The organism is Devosia sp. 1566 (assembly GCF_004005995.1).
In the GTDB taxonomy this organism is placed as follows: Bacteria; Pseudomonadota; Alphaproteobacteria; order Rhizobiales; family Devosiaceae; genus Devosia.
Window position 1 is genome coordinate 3,464,456 of the sequence record NZ_CP034767.1, and the last position, 21,848, is coordinate 3,486,303.

The 21,848-nt window shown below is 61.2% G+C and carries 19 protein-coding genes and 1 tRNA gene; 10 read left to right on the forward strand and 10 right to left on the reverse strand.

The annotated features are described in order from the left end of the window. Positions 1-27 precede the first annotated feature (27 nt). Complete coding sequence (locus ELX51_RS16525) at positions 28-843, reverse strand: transporter substrate-binding domain-containing protein (RefSeq protein ID WP_127754542.1); 816 nt, start codon at positions 841-843, stop codon at positions 28-30. A 365-nt stretch (positions 844-1,208) separates the two neighbouring features. Between ELX51_RS16525 and ELX51_RS16530 the strand changes: the two genes are divergently transcribed. Further along, positions 1,209-1,652: a GyrI-like domain-containing protein gene (locus tag ELX51_RS16530; protein ID WP_127754543.1), complete on the forward strand. Its 444-nt coding sequence runs from the start codon at positions 1,209-1,211 to the stop codon at positions 1,650-1,652. Between the two features lie 101 nt (positions 1,653-1,753). After that, positions 1,754-3,055 (forward strand): hemolysin family protein, encoded by a 1,302-nt coding sequence (locus ELX51_RS16535; protein WP_127754544.1) that lies wholly within the window; start codon positions 1,754-1,756, stop codon positions 3,053-3,055. 37 nt (positions 3,056-3,092) lie between these two features. On the opposite strand, the gene ELX51_RS16540 is transcribed toward ELX51_RS16535, so the two are convergent. The 6 genes from ELX51_RS16540 to ELX51_RS16565 form a co-directional block, all read right to left on the reverse strand. Further along, complete coding sequence (locus tag ELX51_RS16540) at positions 3,093-3,992, reverse strand: sugar kinase (RefSeq protein ID WP_127754545.1); 900 nt, start codon at positions 3,990-3,992, stop codon at positions 3,093-3,095. Next, the gene (gene ugpC, locus ELX51_RS16545) at positions 3,989-5,056 is read right to left on the reverse strand and encodes a sn-glycerol-3-phosphate ABC transporter ATP-binding protein UgpC (protein ID WP_127754546.1); all 1,068 of its coding nucleotides are present in this window, start codon (positions 5,054-5,056) and stop codon (positions 3,989-3,991) included. Before ugpC ends, ELX51_RS16540 begins: the two co-directional genes overlap by 4 nt. Beyond that, a complete protein-coding gene (argH, locus tag ELX51_RS16550; protein WP_127754547.1) occupies positions 5,056-6,564 on the reverse strand; it encodes an argininosuccinate lyase in 1,509 nt (502 codons plus the stop codon). The genes ugpC and argH overlap by 1 nt, the downstream gene beginning before the upstream one ends. Before the next feature lie 4 nt (positions 6,565-6,568). Beyond that, positions 6,569-7,426 carry a carbohydrate ABC transporter permease gene (locus tag ELX51_RS16555; protein ID WP_127754548.1) on the reverse strand — a complete coding sequence of 286 codons (858 nt, stop codon included), beginning with the start codon at positions 7,424-7,426 and terminating at the stop codon, positions 6,569-6,571. Further along, the gene (locus ELX51_RS16560) at positions 7,423-8,355 is read right to left on the reverse strand and encodes a sugar ABC transporter permease (RefSeq protein WP_127754549.1); all 933 of its coding nucleotides are present in this window, start codon (positions 8,353-8,355) and stop codon (positions 7,423-7,425) included. Before ELX51_RS16560 ends, ELX51_RS16555 begins: the two co-directional genes overlap by 4 nt. Positions 8,356-8,427: 72 nt before the next feature. Continuing rightward, positions 8,428-9,666, reverse strand: coding sequence for an extracellular solute-binding protein (locus tag ELX51_RS16565; RefSeq protein ID WP_127754550.1), 1,239 nt, complete (start codon positions 9,664-9,666; stop codon positions 8,428-8,430). Between the two features lie 294 nt (positions 9,667-9,960). Here ELX51_RS16565 and ELX51_RS16570 point away from each other — a divergent pair, with 294 nt between their 5' ends. From ELX51_RS16570 to ELX51_RS16580, 3 genes are read left to right on the forward strand one after another with little or no spacing between them, the layout of a single operon-like run. Next, positions 9,961-11,079: an ROK family protein gene (locus tag ELX51_RS16570; RefSeq protein WP_127754551.1), complete on the forward strand. Its 1,119-nt coding sequence runs from the start codon at positions 9,961-9,963 to the stop codon at positions 11,077-11,079. Positions 11,080-11,102: 23 nt separating this feature from the next. Next, positions 11,103-13,439: a PIG-L family deacetylase gene (locus ELX51_RS16575; RefSeq protein WP_127754552.1), complete on the forward strand. Its 2,337-nt coding sequence runs from the start codon at positions 11,103-11,105 to the stop codon at positions 13,437-13,439. Positions 13,440-13,491: 52 nt separating this feature from the next. Beyond that, entirely contained in the window at positions 13,492-14,310 is an 819-nt protein-coding gene (locus ELX51_RS16580) for a DMT family transporter (RefSeq protein ID WP_248305159.1), read from the forward strand. Between the two features lie 113 nt (positions 14,311-14,423). On the opposite strand, the gene ELX51_RS16585 is transcribed toward ELX51_RS16580, so the two are convergent. Together ELX51_RS16585 and ELX51_RS16590 are read right to left on the reverse strand one after the other, a co-directional pair. Beyond that, positions 14,424-16,937 (reverse strand): PIG-L family deacetylase, encoded by a 2,514-nt coding sequence (locus tag ELX51_RS16585; RefSeq protein WP_127754554.1) that lies wholly within the window; start codon positions 16,935-16,937, stop codon positions 14,424-14,426. Between the two features lie 439 nt (positions 16,938-17,376). Continuing rightward, positions 17,377-17,453 (reverse strand) — tRNA-Met (locus ELX51_RS16590). A gap of 180 nt (positions 17,454-17,633) precedes the next feature. On the opposite strand from ELX51_RS16590, the gene ELX51_RS16595 reads away from it, so the two are divergent. From ELX51_RS16595 to ELX51_RS16615, 5 genes are all read left to right on the forward strand, one after another. After that, complete coding sequence (locus ELX51_RS16595) at positions 17,634-18,671, forward strand: aldo/keto reductase (protein ID WP_127754555.1); 1,038 nt, start codon at positions 17,634-17,636, stop codon at positions 18,669-18,671. A gap of 69 nt (positions 18,672-18,740) precedes the next feature. After that, positions 18,741-19,430, forward strand: coding sequence for a DUF599 domain-containing protein (locus tag ELX51_RS16600; protein ID WP_127754556.1), 690 nt, complete (start codon positions 18,741-18,743; stop codon positions 19,428-19,430). A gap of 119 nt (positions 19,431-19,549) precedes the next feature. Continuing rightward, positions 19,550-19,861 carry a (2Fe-2S)-binding protein gene (locus ELX51_RS16605; protein ID WP_127754557.1) on the forward strand — a complete coding sequence of 104 codons (312 nt, stop codon included), beginning with the start codon at positions 19,550-19,552 and terminating at the stop codon, positions 19,859-19,861. Continuing rightward, entirely contained in the window at positions 19,827-20,312 is a 486-nt protein-coding gene (bfr, locus tag ELX51_RS16610) for a bacterioferritin (protein ID WP_127754558.1), read from the forward strand. The genes ELX51_RS16605 and bfr overlap by 35 nt, the downstream gene beginning before the upstream one ends. A gap of 27 nt (positions 20,313-20,339) precedes the next feature. After that, complete coding sequence (locus ELX51_RS16615) at positions 20,340-20,768, forward strand: VOC family protein (protein ID WP_127754559.1); 429 nt, start codon at positions 20,340-20,342, stop codon at positions 20,766-20,768. Positions 20,769-20,783: 15 nt separating this feature from the next. On the opposite strand, the gene ELX51_RS16620 is transcribed toward ELX51_RS16615, so the two are convergent. Next, positions 20,784-21,758, reverse strand: a complete 975-nt coding sequence (locus ELX51_RS16620; RefSeq protein ID WP_248305161.1) for an alpha/beta hydrolase — start codon at positions 21,756-21,758, stop codon at positions 20,784-20,786. Between the last annotated feature and the right edge of the window lie 90 nt (positions 21,759-21,848).

The window sequence follows — 21,848 nt, forward strand, 5'->3', positions numbered from 1 at the left end:
CCTGCCCAAGCGCTCCTTGCCAGATCCTTAGTAATAAACACCCGGGACGGTCAGGTTCGGCGGCTCGCCTTCACCAACCCACTTGGCGTAAAGCTCGGCATAGCGTCCGGTGCGAACCTGCTGATTAACAAAGAGGTTGAGGTAATTGAGCAAGCCCTGCTCATTGCGCAGGGTGATGAGACCAACATAATCGATTTCGTACGGCGCCTTGCCGCCCATGACGAAACCGGGGAAATTGCCGGTGGCGATGGTGGAAGCAGCAACGGTGGAGGTTACGACGGTTGCATCGATCTGGCCCTGCGAAAGCGCCAGCATCACGTCCGCCTGGGTCTGGTAGGAGCGGAACGAACCGGCCGGGTCAGCCCATTCGTTGACGCTTTCTTCCAGGGCCAAAGCCTCATAGGTGCCAGAGGTGGAGCCCACCTTCTTGCCTTTGAGACTGTCGTAATCGGCGATACCCAGGCCTTCCTTGGTCAAGACCACCATTTCGAAAGCAAAATAGGGAATGGAAAAACCAACGGTCTTGGCGCGCTCGAGCGTATCGGAGGTCGAGGCAACGCCGATATCGACGCGCCCTGAAACCAGCGCGGGGATGCGGTCGGGAAACGGGGTTTCGACGATTTCTGCCTGCACGCCGAGCACCGCGGCAAGGTCGTTGCAAGTATCGACGTCAAATCCGACCGGGTTGTTGTTTTCATCGCGAGATCCCATCGGCGGGAAATCCAGCACCACGGCGCAACGCAGGGTGCCCGATGCAATAATGTCATCGAGCTTGTCGGCATAAGCAGGATGCACGGTCGTCAAGGAGGCAAGCGCCAAGGCGGCGGTAAGCAAGAGTCTCATGGTGTCCCCTTCTCGTACAGCCGAGCATGGCACTCGACGTGTCGATCCTAAGTAAAGAAAGCGTATACCAACGCTTCGAAGCGTCAATACCCCTGAGAGGTCTTTTGTGCGCAAGCTGTCGACAGCAACACTGCGGATGGCTTTCGGTGTCTCGGCGTGTGGAGGTCTTGGTGCTTAGTCCCTCATCCTAAAGCCAGCGAGCACTCACTGCGGCGAGGATATGAGCTCATCGCCTTGCCGCCAGGCCGACGGGCTGTGCTATGTAAGGGCTCTGACCAACAAGCGCTCAGCAGCAAAGAATGCAGTTTCGCGCTGACGAGGCGCGCTGCAGCCGCGCTCGCTCAAACCGCCTGGACCGGTGACCAATGATCGAACTCATCGAACTGCCCGAACTCACTGCCATCGGCATCATGGTCGAGGCGCCCGAGCCAGAACTGGCACAAGCAATCTCGAGGGCATGGACCTGGCTGTTTGAAACCGAGACCGGAGCGTCGAGCTTTCTTGCCGCCTCGATCGGCGTTGAGGGCGCTATCCATCGTGAACTCGTGGGCTTTCTGGCCGCCCGCAAAACCGATGTGCCTGCCGGGATGATCCTCCATGAGATCCCGGCACAACGCTATCTGCGGATCGGATATGAGGGACCTGTGAGTGGCATAGCCGATGGGTTTGCCCAGCTTTATGCGTACGCCGCCGCACGCGGCCTAACCGCCACAGAGTTCAAACTCGACTTCGGCTACATCCCTGGACTACCAGCGGTGCGGCATGAACTGCATGTTGCGCTCGCCCCGGAGATCCTGCGCCTCGGCTAAGAGCTTGAGCCGTGCGGCCCCGCTTGGAAGACATGCCCCCTGCCGATTGGACGTTCAGTGGGCGTGTCGCTATGAAGACCCGGCATTAACTGGAAAGCAATATGACTCCCATCCTCGGCGTCTTGCTGATCATCGGCCTGATCGGCGTCAGCGTGATCGTGTCGCTGTCGGAAATCGCCTTCGCCGCAGCGCGCGAAGTGCGCATCCGCGCGCTGGCTGAAGGGGGCGACAGCAGGGCCCTGCGGTTCGTCGCGCTGCGGGGCGAGGCGGGCAGCGTAATCACCGCATTGCAGATCGTGACCAATGCCGTGTCGATCTTGGCGGGTACGCTCGGGCATGATGCGTTTGGGCCGGCTTTCGCCGACGCCCTGCGGCTGGTGGGCGTCGCCCCCGACCTGGCCCTGCCGATCGGCTCCGTGCTGGCCTTCTTGCTGGTCACCATGCTGTTTGTGCTGCTGGCCGACCTGACGCCCAAGCGCATTGCCATGCTGGTGCCCGAACAGGTTGCCCTCTCGCTGGTGTGGTTTCCCGAAACCTCGGTCAAGGTGCTCAAGCCCCTGGTCTGGTTCTTCGGCAGATTGTCCGACGTGATCATCGGCTGGTTCAACATCGAGTCCAAAGTGGCTGCCGACGAAGTCACGGCCGAGGACTTCCGGCTTATCCTGGCCGGCGGTGCCGCGTCCGGCATGCTGATGAAAAACGAACATCGGCTGATCGAAAATGTCCTGGCGCTCGAGTTGCGCAGCGTCACCTCGGTGATGACCATTCGCGATGACATCGTTTATCTCGACATCAGCGACCCCCATGAGGTGCAGCAGGACAAGGTGCGCCGGCGGCCGTTTTCGCATTACCCCATCTGCGACGGGGGCATCGACGCGGTGATTGGCTGTGTTCGCGCCGAGGACGTGCTGGTCACCGCCATGGACAAGCATGGCGAGGTGGATTTCGCCAAGGCCCGCCGCGACGTGCTGTCGGTGCCCGACACGCTCAATGTTTGGGAGGTCCTTGCCGAGTTCCAAGCCCAGAGCACGGGCTTTGCCCTCGTGGTCAGCGAATACGCCCATGTGGTTGGCGTGGTCACCTTCAAGGACCTAATGGGCGCGCTGATGCAAGGCCTGGCCAACCCCTTCGAAGAGCAGGCAATTCTCAAGCGCGATGAGCAGAGCTGGCTTGTCGACGGCGTAGCGCCGTTCGTGGATGTCACGCGCACCTTGGGGATCAAGCACCTTGAAGCCGAAGCGGCCTATGAAACCATTGGCGGCTTCATCGTCCATCGGCTGCGCCGGGCGGCCCGCAAGGGCGACAAGGTGGAAGCAGCCGGCTATGTCTTTGAGGTGGTGGACGCCGACAAGATGCGGCTCAACCAACTGCTGGTGACCAAGACAGGGAAGGCGAAAGGCTGACTCCCGCCGCCTTGGCACCGGGCACGGCCGCAATCAATCAAGCTTCAGTCCGCAAGCTCCCGACGCCGCCTGAAGCCTGAACAGAACGGCTACCGGCATCGATTGCTGCGGCCAGGCATGCTTGCGGATCGGCGCCGCTGAGCCAGGCGTGCAGGAACCCGGCGTTGAAGGCATCACCAGCGCCGGTGGTGTCGACCACCTCTACCTTGGGGCTCGGCAGACGGAGAACCTGGCCATCAACGGCAAGCAAGGCGCCCCCCGCGCCGCATTTCAACGCGACGCAAGGAAAATACCGGGCCAACTCTACCAGCGCCACTTGAGGATCGGATTGGCCGGTCAGCGCTTCGGCTTCTTCCATATTGGGCAGGAAGATATCGGCTCCTGAGCTGAGCGCGAAAAAATCAGGATCCCGGATCAGCTGGTCGTCCCAACTCGGATCGAGCGAGACCGTGAGGTTATGCTGCTTGGCAAGGATGATGGCATCGCTTGCCTCGTGCAGGGTCGCGTATTCTGCGATGTGCAAATGCGCCGCTTTGCGCCACGCCAAGGCCGCCTCCAGGGTCTGGGGACGAGCCTGCCCCGCCCGCTTGGACAAGAATGCACGATCCCCGTCCTGCACCATTACCACCGTTAACTGCGGACCGGCCGCTGCATTTCGGTCGAGAAACTGCAGGTCAAGCCCGAGAGCCTTGATCGTGGCTTCGAGCGACAGGGATAAATCGTCAGTGCCGAACCGCGCCAACAAGGCCGAGGGACGCCCCAGGCCCGCCAGATGTGCCGCGGTAATCAGGGCGCCGCCGCCTGGGGTTAACTCGAACTCTCCGGCGAAGACCTCGCGGCCAAGCTGGGGCATGGTATCGAGGCCGCGAAACACCAGGTCGCAATAAATGCGCCCAAGGCTGAGCACGGCCCCAGCTGCAACGGGGGAAGACGTCATGCGCGGCCCAGGGCCTTCTCGCTGGCTTTATCGAAGAGATAGAGCGACCCCGATCCGGCATTGATCGATACCGTGCTGCCGACCTTGGGCACCACACGACCAGGTGCGGTGGCGATGATCTGGCTCTTGCCGACCTGAACATGCACCAGGGTCTCCGAGCCCAGCGGCTCCACCGCCTCGACAATACCAGTTGCACCAAGGCCCGGCTCGCTCGCCTCGCCTACAACCAGATCATGCGGGCGCAGGCCGACAAGCACATCGCCCTCTTGCGCAGGCAGCGTCAGGCCCGAGATCGTCGTGCCTTCGATGCTGAGCGTGCCACCACTCAGCTTGCCATCGAGCATGTTCATCGACGGGCTGCCGATAAAGCGCGCGGTGAAAACATCGTTGGGGTTTTCGTAGAGATCGGTGGGCGTGCCGACCTGCAGGATGTGGCCGTCCCGCATCACCACGATCTTGTCGGCCATGGTCATGGCTTCGACCTGGTCATGGGTAACGTAAACGATGGTGGTACCAAGCCGGCGATGGAGGCTCTTGATCTCCATACGCATCTGCGCCCGCAACTGCGCATCGAGATTCGACAGTGGCTCGTCGAACAGAAACGCCACTGGATCACGAACCATGGCTCGGCCGATGGCAACGCGCTGGCGCTGACCGCCCGACAGTGCTGCAGGGCGCCGATCCAACAGCGGCTCTAGGCCCAGGATCTTGGCCGTTTGCAGGATGCGCTGCTGTTTTTCTTCCTTAGACAGCTTGGAGGTGTAGAGCCCAAAACCGATATTCTGCCCCACCGTTTTGTGAGGATAAATGGCGTAGTTCTGGAACACCATGGCGATGTTGCGCTGCTTCGGCTCGCGCTGGTTCACAACCTCGCCGCCGATGAGAAGATTGCCGGCAGAGATATCCTCAAGCCCGGCAATCATGCGCAGCGTCGTTGACTTGCCACAGCCGGACGGGCCCACGAACACGACGAACTCACCATCTTCAACGGTGAGGTCGATGCCATGCACCGCCTGGGTCTTGCCGTAGTTCTTGACCAGGCTCTGCAGTTCAATCTTGGCCATCAGGCTGTTCCCTTTAATGCGTCGAAGCGCTCATTGAGCATGCGCGCGGCTTCGTCCTGGCGGCGCAGAATGGTTTGATGTTGAGCGGCCAATGCGGCCGCATCCTTCTTGTAATCAGTGATGGCCGCTTGCAGCGGCTCGGGCGCGGGGCCGCCGAAACGGGTGCGCACTGCAACGAAATATTCGGGCGACACGATCTCGGCGAAGGCTGCAGCATCAAGCGCGCTCTTGCGTCCGGTTGCGTGCTCGAACGCCGCAAGGAACGGTGCGTAGCCATCCCCAGCCAGATCGCCGCCCGCAGCGACCACCGCCTTGGCGACCGACGCCGCGATTTCGTGTCCCTCGCGGAACGACAAACCCTCGCGCCGCACCAAGCTGTCGGCCAGTTCGGTAATGGTGATACAGGAGCGGTTGATATTGGCGCGCACGCGTTCAGGGTTGATGCGGACCTGGGCGACCAATGCTGCCAGCAGATCAAGCACGCGGTAGGCACTCTCAAAGGCGCCATAGCCCATGGACTGGGTTTCACCCTCGCTGTCGTTCATGTCGGTGAAGGGCGTGTTGTGCATCACCGTGAGCATGGCGCGCGCGCGCCCGCAGGTCTGGCTCGCCAAGTGCCGCAGATGCTCGATCGGCACCGGATTGCGCTTTTGCGGCATGATCGAGGAAATCTGCACGAGGCTGTTGGGCACATAAAGCTGCCCGACTTCAAAGCTGGTCCAGACCTGGAAATCCTGAATCGGCCGGCCGAGATGCAGGAACATCAGCTCCATGGCGCTGTAGGTGGCTGTGATGTAGTCAACGCCCGCTATGCAGGAATAGGAATTTTGCAGAGGCGCGGCAAAGCCAAGCAGCTCGGCGACCAGAGCCCGATCCGTGGGAAAGCCCGTGGTCGTGATGGCCGCGGCGCCCATGGGCGAGAGGTCCACCAAACGATAAGCCTGCAGCAACCGCTCGATGTCGCGTCCGACGAACTCCACAATCGCCGAGAGGTAATGCCCGAACGTGGTCGGCTGTGCCGGCTGGCCATGGGTATAGGCAACGATCAGTGTCGCCTGCTCCCGTTCTGCCGCTTCGATCAGCGTCGAGTGCAGCTTGAGCGCCTTGTTGATCAGCAGGTTGAGGCGCTCGCGCAACCCCAGCTTGAACAGGGTGTGGTCGATGTCGTTGCGCGAGCGCGCGGTATGCAGCCGCCCGCCAAGATCTGGACCGATGCGCTTCTTCAGTTCCTTTTCGATCAGGAAAAAGAAATCCTCGACCTCCCCGGTGTAAACCAGCGCGGCAGGATCGATTTCCGCATCGATGCTCTCGAGGGCTCCGGCAATCTCGCGCACTTGATCGGCATCAAGGATGCCGGTTTGGGCCAACATCACCAGGTGAGCGCGATCAATGGCGCGAAAGCCCTCCACATGATGGTCCTTGGCGCCATCAAATAGCGGCCGCAGCACCGTTTCCTTGTAAACAGGATCGGGAAAGACCGACTGATCGGCAAGACGGGGATCGGTCACGGCGTTAACCCTTGAGGCCAGCCAGCATGACGCCACGGACAATGTAGCGCTGCAGCACGAGGAAGACGAGAAGCGTGGGGATGGTGCCGATCGCGGCACCAGTCATGATCAGCTCCCATTGGATGGAGGACTCGGCCGAAAAGCTCGAGATCCCAACGGGGAGCGTATAAAGCTCCTTGGACGTGGTCACGATCAGCGGCCAGAAGAACGCGGTCCAATTGCCAAGGAAGGTGAAGATCGCCAGCGCCGAAATGGCGGGCACGACCATCGGCATCGCGACTTTCCACCAGATGGTGAATTCGTTAAGCCCATCAATGCGCGCAGCTTCCAGGAAGTCATCGGGAACGCCCTCGAAGAACTGCTTCATAAGGAAGGTGCCAAAGGCCGTCATCATTCCAGGGAACATGATCCCCCAATAGGAATCGAGCCAACCCAGCTGACTGGCCATCAGATACCAGGGGATCACCAGCATTTCGGTGGGGATCATCAGTGTCGATAGGATTGCTAGGAAGATGAAATAGCGGCCGCGGAACTGGAACTTGGCCAGCGTATAGCCAACCATGCTGTCGAAAAACACGTTCGACAGCGTGACCGTCACCGCAATCAGGGTGGAGTTGAAAAACCACTGCATGAAGCGGCCGTCACCGAGCACCTTTACATAGTTGTCGAGCGTCGGCGCCAGCGGGATCAGGCGCAGATCGTACACCTGGCCCGAGGTCTTGAGCGAGGTCGAGAACATGAACAGCAGCGGCGTGATTACGATGAGCCCGCCGATGAACAGCAAGGTCCAGGCGATGATGCGACCGGGGCGAATGTCGCGCCGATTGGTGGAGAGTTCGGTCGACACTGTGGTGACGCTCATTGCTTTTCCCTCAGCACGTAAAGCTGCAGCAAGGACACGACGAGCAGGATGGTGAACAGCACCACGGTCTGCGCGGCGGCGTAGCCCATCTGGTAGGATGAAAAGGCGGTCTGATAGATCATGAGCACCAGGGGCTTGGTCGAGTTGAGCGGCCCGCCCGGATCATTGGTGGTCATGTTGTAGACCTGGTCGAAGATGCGCAAGAAGCCGATCGAGGAGAACACCACCAGAAACACCGTAGTGGGCTTGAGCAGCGGCACGGTGATCTTGCGCAGGATCGCCCACTCGCCGAGCCCGTCAATGCGAGCCGCCTCGTAAAAAGTGTTCGGAATGGCACGCAGCCCGGCCATGAAGATGATGATCTGAAAACCAAGTCCGGCCCAGATCGCCGGGATGAGGATGGAAAGGAGCGCCTGGTCGACCGAGCGCAAAAAGGGCTGCTGCGGAATGCCAATCGTGCTGAGAAAACCGTTGATCACCCCGATCGGCACCGGCTGGTAGAACCAGCGCCAAACCCAGCCCATTGCCGCCGCCGTAGTGAGGAAGGGCAGGAAGTAGAGCGCGCGGATAAAGCCATGCATGAACCGGACGCGATCGAGATAGAACGCGATCACAAAGGAGATCGCGAGGCTCAGCGGCGTGCCGATGATCAGGTAAAGAAAGGTGTTCTGGAACACTTTCCAGAACAAGGGGTCGGCGAACATCTTCTGGTAGTTCGCCAGCCCAATGAACTGCGCCGGGCGCAACAGGTCCCAGTTGGTCATCGACAGCCAGAAGGCCTGGAATGTGGGATAAAAGCGAATAACCGAATAAAAGATGATCGGCAGGGCGAGAAAGCCCCAAGCCCAGATCACCCGCTTGGTGCCGATATTCAGACGATCCCAGAAGCGAACTGGGCCTGCTTGGGGGATGGGGCTCGCCGACGACATTTTCGCTCCTGCAAGAACTGGCGCGGCCGGCGGCAGGTAAACTGCCGTCGGCCGCATTGCATGGCTTGGTGGTTACTGACGGCCCTGGTCGATGATGGCCTGCTCAGCCTGCGCCGCCTGGTTCAGCGAGTCCTCGATGGACTGGTTTTCCAGCAGAACGCGGTTGACCATGTCGATCGTGGTCTGGCGTTGCGCCGCTTCGTCATAGAAGCGGGTAGTCTGGGCATATTCCAGACCCTTGAGGAAGGGCCCCAAAATCGGGTCGGCGAGGTTCTTCTCGGTCAAGGCAACGTCCCGGCGAGCGGGAAGCTCACCCACTGCATCAAGCCAGATTTCCATCGCTTCAGGCGAGGAGATGTACTGAAGGAACTTCTGTGCAGCAGCGAGCTCTTCACCCTCTGCAGTTGCCCCGATCGCATTGGCGAAATAGCTCGAATAGTTGGAGCGCATGCCGTTGGCGTCGGCCGGCAGCTCCACCACTCCCCATTCGAAGGGATTGGCTTCAAAGGCGCCGAGGCGGAAGGTGCCGTCGATGGTCATCGCAGCCAACCCGGCCCGGAACGCGGCCTGGCCTTCATCCATGAAGCCGGTCTGCCCCACTTTGTGTTCCGTCTGCAGGTCCGTGTAGAACTTCAGCGCCGCAGCGCCCGCTTCGTCGTTATAAGCGACATTGCCTTCTTCGTCGTAGGGCACACCACCATTCTGGCGCACCAGAACTTCACGCCACCACTGGTGATCCTGCCCGGCCATGTCGAGCGTGATACCGGCTGAGGTCATGTTGCCTCCGCCGTCAACCTTGGTCGTCGCCTTGGCAACGGCAAGCAGTTCTTCAAGGTTCTGTGGCGGCTGAACGCCAGCCTCGTCCAGCAAAGCCTTGTTGTAGAACAGCGCCAGTGAGCGCACTGCGGTTGGCAACCCGTAATAGTCTTCGCCGCGCTTCATCGCCGAAACGATCGGGAAGAACTGCGATTCAATCTCTTCATGCGGGAAAACCGCTGGATCAAGCGGCTTGATCAAGCCACCATTCACGAACTGGTCGGTCCAGCCATAGAACAATTGCACCACGTCCGGGCCCTGGCCCGCAACCTTGGCGGCCACGACACGGGTCTGGTAGTCGGCGTAGGGGAAGGTCGTGTGCTTGACGGTGATGTCAGGATTGGCAGCCTCGAACTTCTCGATCAGCTGGTCCATTGCCTGGACGCGGCTGTCGAACACATACTGCCAGTATTCGATTTCCACCGCTTGGGCCGAACCCATCGCCAGCAGGCTGACACCAGCCGCCAGGCCGGTCAAAGTTGTTTTGGTAAGCATATCTCAGTCCTCCAATAGGGCCGCCGCTCGTCCTCCGGCCCCTCCACCAGTGTGAGGCGGACCAGCCGCCAAGCGCCACTAGCGTCAGATATGTGACGCTCCCTTGTCAATAAAATAATCTACTTGAGTTATTACCCTTCCGTTCTAAGCTCTCGTCGGAGGAGATGGGCTTGGTGAGGGGGCGAGAACGTGAACGGCCGCAGCAAGAGCGAATTGCGCCAGCGGGTGGCGATCGGGTCTAACCCGGAGCGGAACCGGGCGCACAACCGCCGTGTCGTACTGGAGGTGATTCGCATGCACGATCACCTCGGCCGCACCGAAATCGCCCGCCGCGCTCATCTCACGCCTCAAGCCGTGGCCAACATCGTTTATGAACTGCTCGAGGAAGGCCTGCTGATCGAACTGGGCCGCCTGCGCTCGGGGCGTGGCCAACCACCCATCCAGTTTGCTGTTAATCCCGACGGGCCCCTTACGGCAGGGGTCGAAATTGCGGCCGACCACATGGTCACCGCCCTTGTCGACCTGTCGGGAGGCGTGCGGGCACAATCGATCATTTCCCTCTCCGAAGCCGGGCCCGACACTGTTCCTGGTCAAGTCGCTCAAGAGGTTGAGCGACTGCAAACCTCGCTCCGTGCCGACCAGAACAAGCTGCTGGGCATCGGTGTCGTTATGCCCGGCCCATTTGAAGTGGAGGGGATGAGCTCGGTTGGCCCGGCGACCCTGCCTGGCTGGACAGGTGTTGATCCGGCCGCGCTCTTCTCCAGGGCAACCGGGCAACATGTCGTGGTGGAAAACGATGCCACCGCGGCAGTGGTCGCCGAGCGGCTTTACGGTGCTGGACGCCAGCTCGGCAGCTTCTGCTTTTTGTATTTCGGGGTCGGTCTCGGACTTGGGGTGATCCAGGATGGCCGTCCGCTGCGCGGTGCTTTCGGTAACGCCGGTGAAATTGGTCATCTCAGCCTTGTCCCGCGCAAAGGAACCGCCCGCTATGGCCCCGCTGGCGCATTGGAACGCTTTGTGTCGGTCTTTGCCCTACGCGAACGCTTGGCGATGGCGGGAATATATGTCGCCACCGTCCAAGACATCCAAAAGCTCCACGATGATCAAAACCAGACCCTTGTGGAGTGGATCGACATGGCCGCTGACTACCTCGCACCCACAGTTGCCATGCTCGAAAACATCTTTGACCCAGAAACGGTTATCTTCGGCGGCGGCCTTCCGGACTCAGTGCTCGAAGCTGTTATCGCCGCCCTGGATCCACTTCCTGTCTCGGTTGCGACGCGCCACCAGCGGCCGCTGCCCCGCGTCATGCGGGGACAAACCGGTCAGCTCACCGCCGCGCTTGGCGCAGCCGCCCTGCCGCTGCTCGACACGGTTTCTCCCCATCTGAGCATCGCCGACCCCACCGGCTGACTCTTAAACTCTGGACCACTTTCATGCTCGATGATCGCCAGCGCTTGCACCGTCGTGCCGCATCGCCCCGTCTCGTGCGCCTGTATCGCGCGCTTTCTCGCTTGCGTTCAACGGTAACAGTGATGAATACCGGAGCCCATCCAGACGACGAGCACAATGGCATGCTGGCCTTGCTGCGGCACCAATATGGCATGCGCATCGTCGTCGCCTGTTCCACCCGCGGCGAAGGGGGGCAGAACACGCTTGGACCGGAGCGATCGGGTGCGCTGGGCGTTCTGCGCTCGCGTGAAATGGAAGAAGCCGCCCGCGTCATCGATGCGGATGTCGCCTGGTTCGGCCATGGCCCGGATGATGCGGTTCATGACTTCGGTTTCTCCAAGTCTGGTCCGGACACGCTGGCTCGCTGGGGCGAAGACTTGATCATTGAGCGCCTGGTGCGCGCCTACCGGCAATATCGCCCTGATATCGTCATCCCCACCTTCCTCGATGTCGGAGGGCAGCACGGCCATCATCGGGCGATGACCCAGGCGGCCGAAAGAGCGCTGGCTCTTGCGGCTAACCCCACCTATCGCACGGACGAGCTTGCCCCCTGGCAGGTGGCCAAGTTCTACCTGCCGGCCTGGTCGGGCGGTGGCGGCACCTATGACGACGAAGTGCCCCCGCCTCCAGCGACGACCTGGATCGAGGCACCGGGCGTGGATGAAGCCACCGGCATGAGTTTTGACCGGCTGGGGGAGGCATCACGTGCCTTTCACGCCAGCCAGAACATGGGCCACTGGCAGCACCCCGCCCAGACGCAATGGGGGCTGCATCGCGTTGGCGGCACCGCAGAGGACAGCATTCTTTCGGGCCTGCCTTCCCGTCTCGCCGATCTCGGTCCCTCGTCTCAGCTTGCCCAAGCGGATGCTGCTATCGAGGAGGCGCTGGCGCAATTTCCCGACGGCACCGCCGTCGTCGCAGCACTAGCGCAGGCGCGGCAGGCTCTCGGTGGTGCCAACGCCCATGTTGCGCCAGAACACACCCAGCGGCTGCAACGCAAGCTGCGCGAGGTGGACACGGCCATGGCGCTGGCTGCGGGCTTAGAGATTTCTGCCGCGCTTGCATCGGACAGCGTAACGCCTGGTGGCTGCGTCGGTCTCATTATTGAGGCCGAGCCCGGCACTGCCGAAGCGATCGCGATAACGCCGGTCGCGTCCTCCGCCTTCGAACCCTCTGAAAGCCTGCATCTGTCGGACGACAAAGCAGTGCTGACGTTACGGGCACGACAAGGTGCCGATATAACCAACGCCTTCCTGCCGCAGTGGGAGAGCCTGGGTGGCAACGGCAGAATTTGGCTCAAGGTCCAGGCAAAGGTCGGGGGAGAGGAGATCACCTTTGCCGTCGACACTGAAGAGCCCGTGCAGATCGCCCCAACGCATAGCCTTGCCATTGTGCCCGACGCATTGATCCTGCCCCAAGGCGACCAGGCTCCCCGCACGATCAATGCAAAAGCGGAAAAAAAAGCGGAGATCACGATCGCGCCGGTGCCGGGCCTGACCGTCGCCACCCACCGGAACAGTTTGACTGTCACTCCTGCAGTAGACCTTCCGCGCGGCCGTTATACCCTGCCCGTCCTGGTCGATGGTCTCCAGGCCCACAGCGTTGCCGCATTCGCCTATCCGCATATTGGCCGCGCCCGCTTCGTGCGGCCGCTCAACCTTGACGTCCTGGCGCTCGATCTGGCGCTGCCAAGCACCCGCGTGGGCTATATCGGCGGTGGCGCTGACCGGGTCGGCCTCTGGCTTGAGCGCATGGGTGCACAGGTCACCGATCTGGATGCCGATGCCCTCGCCGGCGATCTCTCGGGCCTTGATACGATCGTGGTCGGCATCTTTGCCTTTGGAACCCGCCCGGATCTTGCGGCCGCAACGAATAAGCTGCACGACTGGGTAAAGAGTGGCGGGCACCTTGTCACCCTCTACCACCGGCCCAGCGATGGCTGGAACCCGCAAGCCACGCCACCCCTGCCTCTCACCATCGGCAGCCCGTCGCTGCGCTGGCGGGTCACCAACCCTGCGGCGGAAGTCACCTTGCTGGCGCCAAACCACCCGCTCTTTAGTGGACCCAACCAGATCACCACCGCCGACTTCGCGGGGTGGGACAAGGAGCGAGGGCTTTATTTCGCTTCAAGCTGGGACGAGGCCTACCAGCCGCTGCTGGCCATGAGCGATGCAGGGGAAGCGCCGCTCACCGGCTCCCTGCTTTCCGCCTCGATCGGTGCGGGGCGTCATACCCATACCAGCCTTGTGCTCCATCATCAGCTTGATCGTCTGGTGCCCGGCGCCTTTCGGGTGATGGCGAACCTGCTCCAAGCGGCCTGAGATGGAGTCAACAAGGCCCTCAGGGGCGGGCATCGCCTGGCTCATGAGTGACATGCTGCTGGTCACTATGATGACAGTGCTGGTCAAGCTCGGCGGCGCCACCTATCCAGCCGTTCAGATGGTGTTCATCCGCTCGTTAATCGGCCTGGTTGGCGTTCTTCCACTCGCCTGGCGGCACCGCCAGGCCCTCAGCCAAACTCGCCAATGGGGGCGGCACAGCTTTCGCGTGCTCTGCAACACCCTGGCGCTGAATGCCAATTTTGCTGCCCTTACCGCCCTTCCTCTCGCCCTCGTCAATGCCATCGGCTTCATGCGCCCGCTCGTGGTCCTGGCCTTGGCCACCTGGCTGTTGGGGGAGCGCTCCGGACCTTGGCGCTGGGTTGGCGCCGTGATTGGATTTGCGGGCGTCCTCGTCATGGTGGGCCCTAGCGAGATGCACTGGAACCTTGGTTTGATCGCCGCCCTTGCCACCGTGCTCTTTGGCTCGCTTGCTACGGTGCAGACCCGCGCGCTGGCTGCCGAGAACACCACGGTACTTATGGTCTTCTATACGGTTGGTCTTTCGGTGTTCACGGCACTTCCGGCCCTTATAGCCTGGCAGCCGGTCGCCATGGCCGACTGGCCCTTGCTACTTGGGATCGGCGTGCTCGCCCAGATCGGGCAGTACTGCTATTTGCGCGCTTATCAAAGCACGCCAGCCAATCTCCTGGCGCCATTCGGCTACCTGTCGATTGTGCTGGCGAGCCTTGCCGGTTTTCTGGCCTTTAACGAAGTTCCGGCCTGGACCACCATCGCCGGCATCGCCATCATTTTGGGCGCCCTGCTGCTTACGTCGCGCCTGGACCGTCCCAGGCCATCGCGCGTGCCCTAGGCTTCCTGTACTTCATATGCAAACACCCCCGGCCCTGAAGGACCGGGGGCTGCCGCCGCAACTGCGGCCGCGAGACGGCTCGCTCGTGGGAGGCCGAGCGGACCGAATAGGATCTAGCTAGCGCGCTTGGCTGGCTGAATCAGATTGGCCATCAGGCGGAAGGCCCCAGGAGTTAGCTTGTCCATTTGGTGGTGCAGGATGAGACTGGTATGGGTGTGCCGCCCCTCCCCGATCTCAGCGGTTAGCAGCGAGCCGGTCAGCGGCTCCTCGCCGGGATCGTTCATTGCCAGGAGCGGGCGATAGGCTTCGTCCCACTCCGACGCGAAATACAGCCCCCGTTCCTTGTCCCAATTGGCCCAATCGGCTTCCCCGATCTTGTTGGGATAGTTGAGCAAGGGATGATCGGGCTCGAGCACCTCAACGGCAGCTTCGGCGTCGGTGACCCGGTAGCGGATCGAGGGTGATCCGATCTGGAGGTAAGCCACTGGCACCATTTCTGGATCCCAGCCATCGGACGGCCGGTGATAAAGCGTCACCAGGTGCCCGCCATTGCGCACCCATTCATGAATCCCCGCGAGCGCTGCCACCAGATCGTCGCGGCGCCCGAAGGAGAAGATGCCGACCACCAGGGTATCGAGATCGCGATAGGCCCCTGCTTCCATATCGGCAGCCGTCAGCTCTTTCAGATCAACCCCCATCCGGGACAGCCAGGTGCCGACATTGTCATTACCCCCACCGATATAGCCGATGCGGCCTTCCGGTAGCGCCGCACCTACCGCTTGCACAGGGATCGCTATTTCCGTCGGCACCACCGACCGCCCGATATGGGGATAGCTGAAGACGTTGATGGCATAGGCAGGCTTGTCGAGCAGTTTGGGTGCGATGATGATGCGCTCTGTGCCCAGTTCTGCGGGGGGAACCAGCTCGAAAGTGCCAGCCTCGGTGCCAGTTTTTCCCTTTGCTGTTGCGGCCCAGCCTTCGGGCAGATCGAAGTCCAGATCGGCGGTGGTCGCGCCCGAAACCACCGCAGTCATCTCAACCGGGGAAATCTGGGCTTCGGTGTTGAACAGCACGGCATCGGGCTTGAGTTCGAGCGACGCCTCGGGCAGCACGCGCAAGGCGTCCTCCAGATCGATGTCGAGCACTGCCTTATAGCCCGAGATCTCGGCCGTCAGCTGCACAAAGGCATCACCATTGCCACCAAGCGGATCGAACTGTTCGGTCAGTGGATTAGTCAAGGCCGCGTCAGGCGCGATGTTGACGCCTACGCCTTCCACGTCATTTTCCCCCGCGCCGATACCATCGCGCGACTTGACCGTGATCGATGTGACCGCCACCTGACCGGGTGCATCGACAACGGTCTTGACGATGATTTCTTCACCGGGACGAAGATCGGCACCATCGGTATAGGCCCGGATCTGCATGCCGGCGGCAGTGGCCAGCGCCAGATCGGTTTCCCGGATTTTGCGCTCAAGGCGATGGGCGACCTGGTCCTGCAATTCCGGCGGAACTGCGCTTTGCGCTTCCTTGAGGGCCTTGCCGATTTCCACCAGCTTGGCGGTGACAACGACCGGGTCGCCGTAATCATCCACCGCTTCTTCGATCAGCCCCTGGGCATTGCGCAAGGCCTCGGCGGCTCCAGTGGGCATTCCATCGAGCTCGGCGATGTGTCCAACAGTGGCGATAAGACCCTCGCGGATATCCGCTTCTTCCTTGCCCGCTTCGGTGACCGAGGCCCAGCTGAGGTTGAGCGGCCATTCGGTCTGCGGGTCTGGGCGCCAGCGGCCCATCCCTTGCGTCAAATGGCAGGAGCGCGACCATTCGCCCATTTGCGGGAAGGTGGCCCCAGAGATCGGGTCTCGTTCAGGCGCCTTGATCACCAGCGTCGTTGGCGGCGGCGGGGTTTCGTCGTCATAAACGCCCCCGCCCCCACCCCAGGCGGGTTGATAGATCTTGGGCACGGTCCAGGGCTTTAGGCCGGCCGCGATCTGTTCGGGGAATTCCGCCTCATTGCCGGAAAGATCGGCCACGATAAAGGTCGCGACATTGGCAGCGCGATGGTGACCATGCTGTCCGCCAACATCCAGGAAGCAATTCATGATCACATCGGGCTTGTATTGGCGTACGGCCCAAGTCATCCGCTCGATCACGCGATCACGACCCCAGCGGTCGATTGTTGCATTGGGATCCTTGGAGAACCCGAAATCGTGCATGTGGTCGTGGTGCCCCTGGCTACCGAAGGCCAGCGAGGCGTCCAGCGCCCGCGACGCCTCCGTCATTTCGCGCGTCCGCAACACGCCCAGCACGGATCCGAGTTCCGGACCAATGGCGTTCTGGCCGCCCTCGCCGCGCGTGATGCAGTAAAGCACCGGGCGAATGCCGTAGACATGCCGAAGTGCCGCCAGCATGCCGCTGGGCTCATCGTCGGGATGCGCCCCCGTGGTCATCAGTGTCACGGTCGAGGTTAGCCGTTCGAGCTGGCGATAAAGTTTGACGAGGGCCGGCTCGCCTTTTTGCGCTGCGATCAGGTCGAGATCTGATGCCGGGGCCGCCCAAGCTGGAATTTGCGTAGTCGCCAGCAAGGGGGGAACGGACGCGATAAAGGTTCTGCGGGTGAGTCGGGTCATGGAACAGCCTCTCCTTAGCTGTCACGCCTGCCTCCTGCAGGCTGGTGACGGTAAGGGAAGACTGCGGCGCACTTTAAGTTAACTCAAGTAGGTTAATCGGCTTTTTTTGCGTCGGCTGTGCGGGTGCCGGCGGGGATAGTGTAGCGGCTCCTCATGGCGAGGCGCCAGGCAACGCACGTGTCGTGCAGATTGCAATGACTGGTGATGAGGCTGCCTGCCGGTTATCCAGCCACTTATCGCCAACATGACGGGCAACTTCATGCCGGGGCGAAAGGCGCCGAGTGAGGGCCATCCATGTCGATCTGGTGTGGGGGGATAGTGGGCCGGTTCACGCAACGCGCGCTGCGGGCGCGCCGGCAACCTGAAATCGGCCCTCCTCCCGAGCTGCCAGCTTCGCTGCGGCCAATAAAAAAGCGCCCTTGCGGGCGCTTTTTTATTTTGGTTGCGGGAGCAGGATTTGAACCTGCGACCTTCAGGTTATGAGCCTGACGAGCTACCGGGCTGCTCCATCCCGCGTCAACCGTTTGGCTAGCGCCGAACGTGACGGGTATATACGAGCTGGTTCGGGATAGCTCAACCCCTAAAACGATGACAAAAACGCTTTCTTGGGGAGAACGCGTCTGCTCGCGCGGCCAAGCTCGCTTTACCGCACACGCCAGCCCTGCTTAGTGTGCCGCCGCAAACCGGAACCGATTCATGAACACCAGACGCCTTGGCCGTACCGACATCCACGTAAGCGAACTGTGCCTTGGCACCATGACCTGGGGTAGCCAGAACACCGAAGCCGAAGGCCATCGGCAAATCGACATGGCGCTGGAAGCCGGGCTCAATTTCATGGATACCGCCGAGCTTTATGCGGTGCCCGGCAGCCCGCAGACCTCCGGGCGTACTGAAGAAATCATCGGCAGCTGGTTTGCCAGTTCCGGCAAGCGCGACAAGTGGATTCTGGCTTCCAAGATTGCCGGTGGCGGCTCCAAACATATCCGCGACGGGCGACGACCAGATGGCGAATCGATCCGACTGGCGGTGGAGCAAAGCCTGAGCCGGCTGCGGACCGACTACATCGACCTTTACCAAATCCATTGGCCCTCGCGCGGCCACTACAATTTCGATAACTCGTGGACCTACGCGCCCCAAAAGCAGCAGACAGCGGACGTGCTGGGCAATATCGAGGACATGCTTGAAACCCTGGGCGCGCTGGTCCAGCAGGGCAAGATACGGCATATCGGCGTCTCCAACGAGACCACCTGGGGGATAACACAATGGCTGCGCATCGCCGAGGCCAAGGGGCTGCCCCGCCTTGTATCCGTGCAAAACGAATATAGTCTCCTACGTCGCCACTTCGATCTCGATCTTGCTGAGCTGAGCCACCACGAGGATGTCGGGCTCCTTGCCTATTCCCCGCTCGCCGCCGGTATTTTGACGGGCAAGTATGCGGATGGCACCGTTCCCCCAGGCAGCCGAGCTGACTATCAAGGCGGCATGTGGCGACTGAACGAGCATTCTGAGGCGGCCACCCAGGCCTATATTGCCCTGGCGCGCGAGCATGGATTGGATCCGGTGCAAATGGCACTCGCGTTCTGCCTCACCCGTCCCTTCTTGACCTCGGTCATTGTTGGGGCGACCAGCACCGAACAGCTGGCCACTGCGCTGGGCGCTGCCGATTGCGTGCTGTCGCCCGACGTTCTGGCCGGCATCGAGGCCATTCACCGCCGCTATCCGCGCCCGATCTGATCGGGCGCATTCCCAATTGCCGCATTGGCGCAGTAAGCTCGTTCACCACAACCATTCCAACGGGCTGCAATGACCCTGCTTACAACTGTCTTTCCGCTGCTCTGCTACTTCGCCTACAACATCATCGTGCCGATGGTGGAGCGGCGCCGCCCTTCATTGTCGGTGATCATGAACATGCAGCGGCGGCGCTGGGTGGCGAATGCGGCACGGCGCGAAAGCCCGTTTGACGCCATCCTTTCGGGCAACATCATGCAGTCCGTCAGCTTTCTTGCCTCCACCGCCGTACTGCTGGTCTTGGCAGTGTTCGCGGTTTTTGGCCAATTGCCGGCGTTGATGGACGCTCTGGAGTCCCTGTCACTGGATCGCACCTATTCCATCGTCGAAGTGCAGATGCATCTCGTTGTCATGCTTGCCATGTTCGTGCTGGCCTTTTTTGCCTTCACGCTCTCGCTGCGCCAGTTCAATCATTTTTGCATCATGCTGGGTGCACTCGATCACGAAACCCAAGCCACGCCCGAGGAAATCGACGCGATTGCTCATATGAACGCCCTGGGAGCGCGCAACTTCAACAGTGGCATCCGCGCCTACTACTTCTCTGTCGCCACAGTTGCCTGGTTCGTGTCCGAATGGTTGGCCGTGGCGGTCTGCCTTTGCACCGTCCTAGTACTGGCTTATCGGGAATTCTTCTCGACAGCGCACCGCACCGCGGCATCGGCTGCCCTCATTGCCGCCAGACGCCAGAAGGGACAACAGCAATAGCTCCGTCCGGCAGACGCTGCGCCTGCTGCGGATTAACCGACACCATTTTGTGACATTGACAATCAGCAATAACGAACGCTACTGCACTCCCATCCACCCACGAGAAGTTCTGGCACGCTATGCTCGTCTGCCAATGCAACATGATTACCTCTAAGCAGATCGAGGACATCGTCCTTGAACTGCTCGAACAAGATCCGTGGCAGTTGGTCGTGCCCGCAAAGGTCTACCGCGAACTGGAACGCCGTGCTAAATGCGGCGGCTGTGTACCTAATGTGGTGGACATCATCGTCCGCGTGACGGAGAGCTTCCACCTGCAGCAGGCACGAACCCCGGGCGAACTTGTCGATGTACAGGCCCGGTTGGAAAAGCTTAAGCAGAAACGGAACGGAGTACCGCGTGAAGGGCGAACCACAGGTCATAGAGCGGCTTAACGAGGCCCTCTTTCTTGAACTCGGTGCAGTCAACCAATACTGGGTGCACTACAGGCTGCTCGACGACTGGGGCTATCGCAAGCTCGCCGCCAAGGAGCGCGCCGAGTCGATCGAAGAAATGCACCACGCCGATCGCTTGATCGAACGCATCATTTTCCTTGAAGGCCATCCGAATCTGCAGCGCGTTGCGCCACTGCGTATTGGCCAGACCATCAAGGAAGTGCTCGAGGCCGATCTGGCCGGCGAATACGAGGCGCGTGAAGCCTATCGCACCAGCCGCGAGCTCTGCTCACAGCTGCACGATCATGTTTCCAAGCAGCTCTTCGATGAACTACTCGCCGATGAGGAAGGTCACATCGACTTTCTTGAAACCCAGCTGGACTTGTTGGCCAAGATTGGCGAGGAGCGCTACGGTCAGCTCAACGCCGCTCCAGCGGACGAGGCCGAATAACGCCACATACGGCTCAAGGGGCGCAAGATGATCTGGCATGTTGGACGACTGATCGACCATGTTCATCTTCGTGCCCGCGACTTCGAGGCCACCCGGCGCTTTTACGAAGCCGCACTCTTAACCCTTGGCCGCCCCATTGAGCATGGCGGCCAAGGCTGGTTCCAGGTGGACGAGTTGTTCGTCGACGCTGCTGACGCCGACTCCTCGCCAACGCACATCCATCTAGCCTTCCAGGCTCGCGATCGCGAAACGGTGGACAAGTTCTACCAGGCAGCTCTTGCCGCTGGTGGCAAGGATAATGGCGCGCCGGGCGAGCGTTCCTACCACCCGGGCTATTACGCCTGCTTTGTGCTCGACCCCGACAACAACAACATCGAAGCGGTGTTCCACGGCCCCGCAGCACGCTCGGCTGAATCGGTGGAGCTTCGGCCGATCACTGAAACCGAGCAAAGCTGAAGGCGCAGCTGATCGTCACTGCGCGATGGGCTGAAACATCGAATTGAGCTGCTCTGCGATCTGGTCCATCGGGGCAATCGCCTCTGGCAGCTGCTCGGGAGCTTCGGGCGCCACTGCCGCGTAAGGCACCCCGCTCGGGAACGCACCGAACATCTGGAAGAACGACACCATGTCGTCGAGCACCGGCATGCGCCAACGCCAGAGCGAACCCATAGCAATTACCGGCTCCATGTGACCAAAGCCTTCATAATATTTGGTGGTGACCCAAACGCCATTGGCCTTCAGCACCTCAGCGAAGTGCTGGGTGTTCTGCATACGCACAATAGGGTCGGTGGTGCCGGTGGCCAGATACATGGGTGGCGCATCCGGGCCAACAAGATTGATCGGCTGCGTGCCTTCCGGGTTCGGTGCCGAGCCAAAGGCTTCGCGTACCTCACCATATTCAAACGGGTAGAAATCATAAGGCCCCGAGAGCGCCGCAACGCCCCGGATCGACAGCGTCACTCCATATTCGCGCAAGAATGACGGCTCCAGCGCCAGCATGACGGCGTTGTAGGCGCCGGCCGAATGCCCGGCCAGGAACAAGCGATTAGGATCGCCGCCATAGTCGGCGATGTTGTCCTGCACCCACCGGAGTGCATTGGCACTGTCCTCAAGAAACCCAGGGAATCGCACTTCGGGTACGTGGCGGTAATCAGCGATCACCGTGACAAATCCGCGAGCGGCGAGCGCGCGGCCCGCGAACTGGTAGTCGCTCCGCTCGCCGCGGTTCCAGCCGCCCCCATAGATAAAGAAGACGACCGGTGCAGTTGCGCCACGCTGCTCGGGGGCGTAGATGTCCAGCTTGTGCCGGGGTCCGTCGGCATAGGCTAGCCCATCGGCCACCTTGGCGGTACCGCTGTCCATTGACGCCGGAAGGTTGAACGGATCCATCACTGACACCGCCAGGGCCGGGCTGGCTTGGAGTGAGGAAGCCAGCAGAACGGCCATAATGGCTCCGCGCAGCGATCTGATCGAGACAAGTTTCATCATGGGGCAAAGCAATCGAAGTGCGGGATAACGACGATGCCCGGCCAAGCC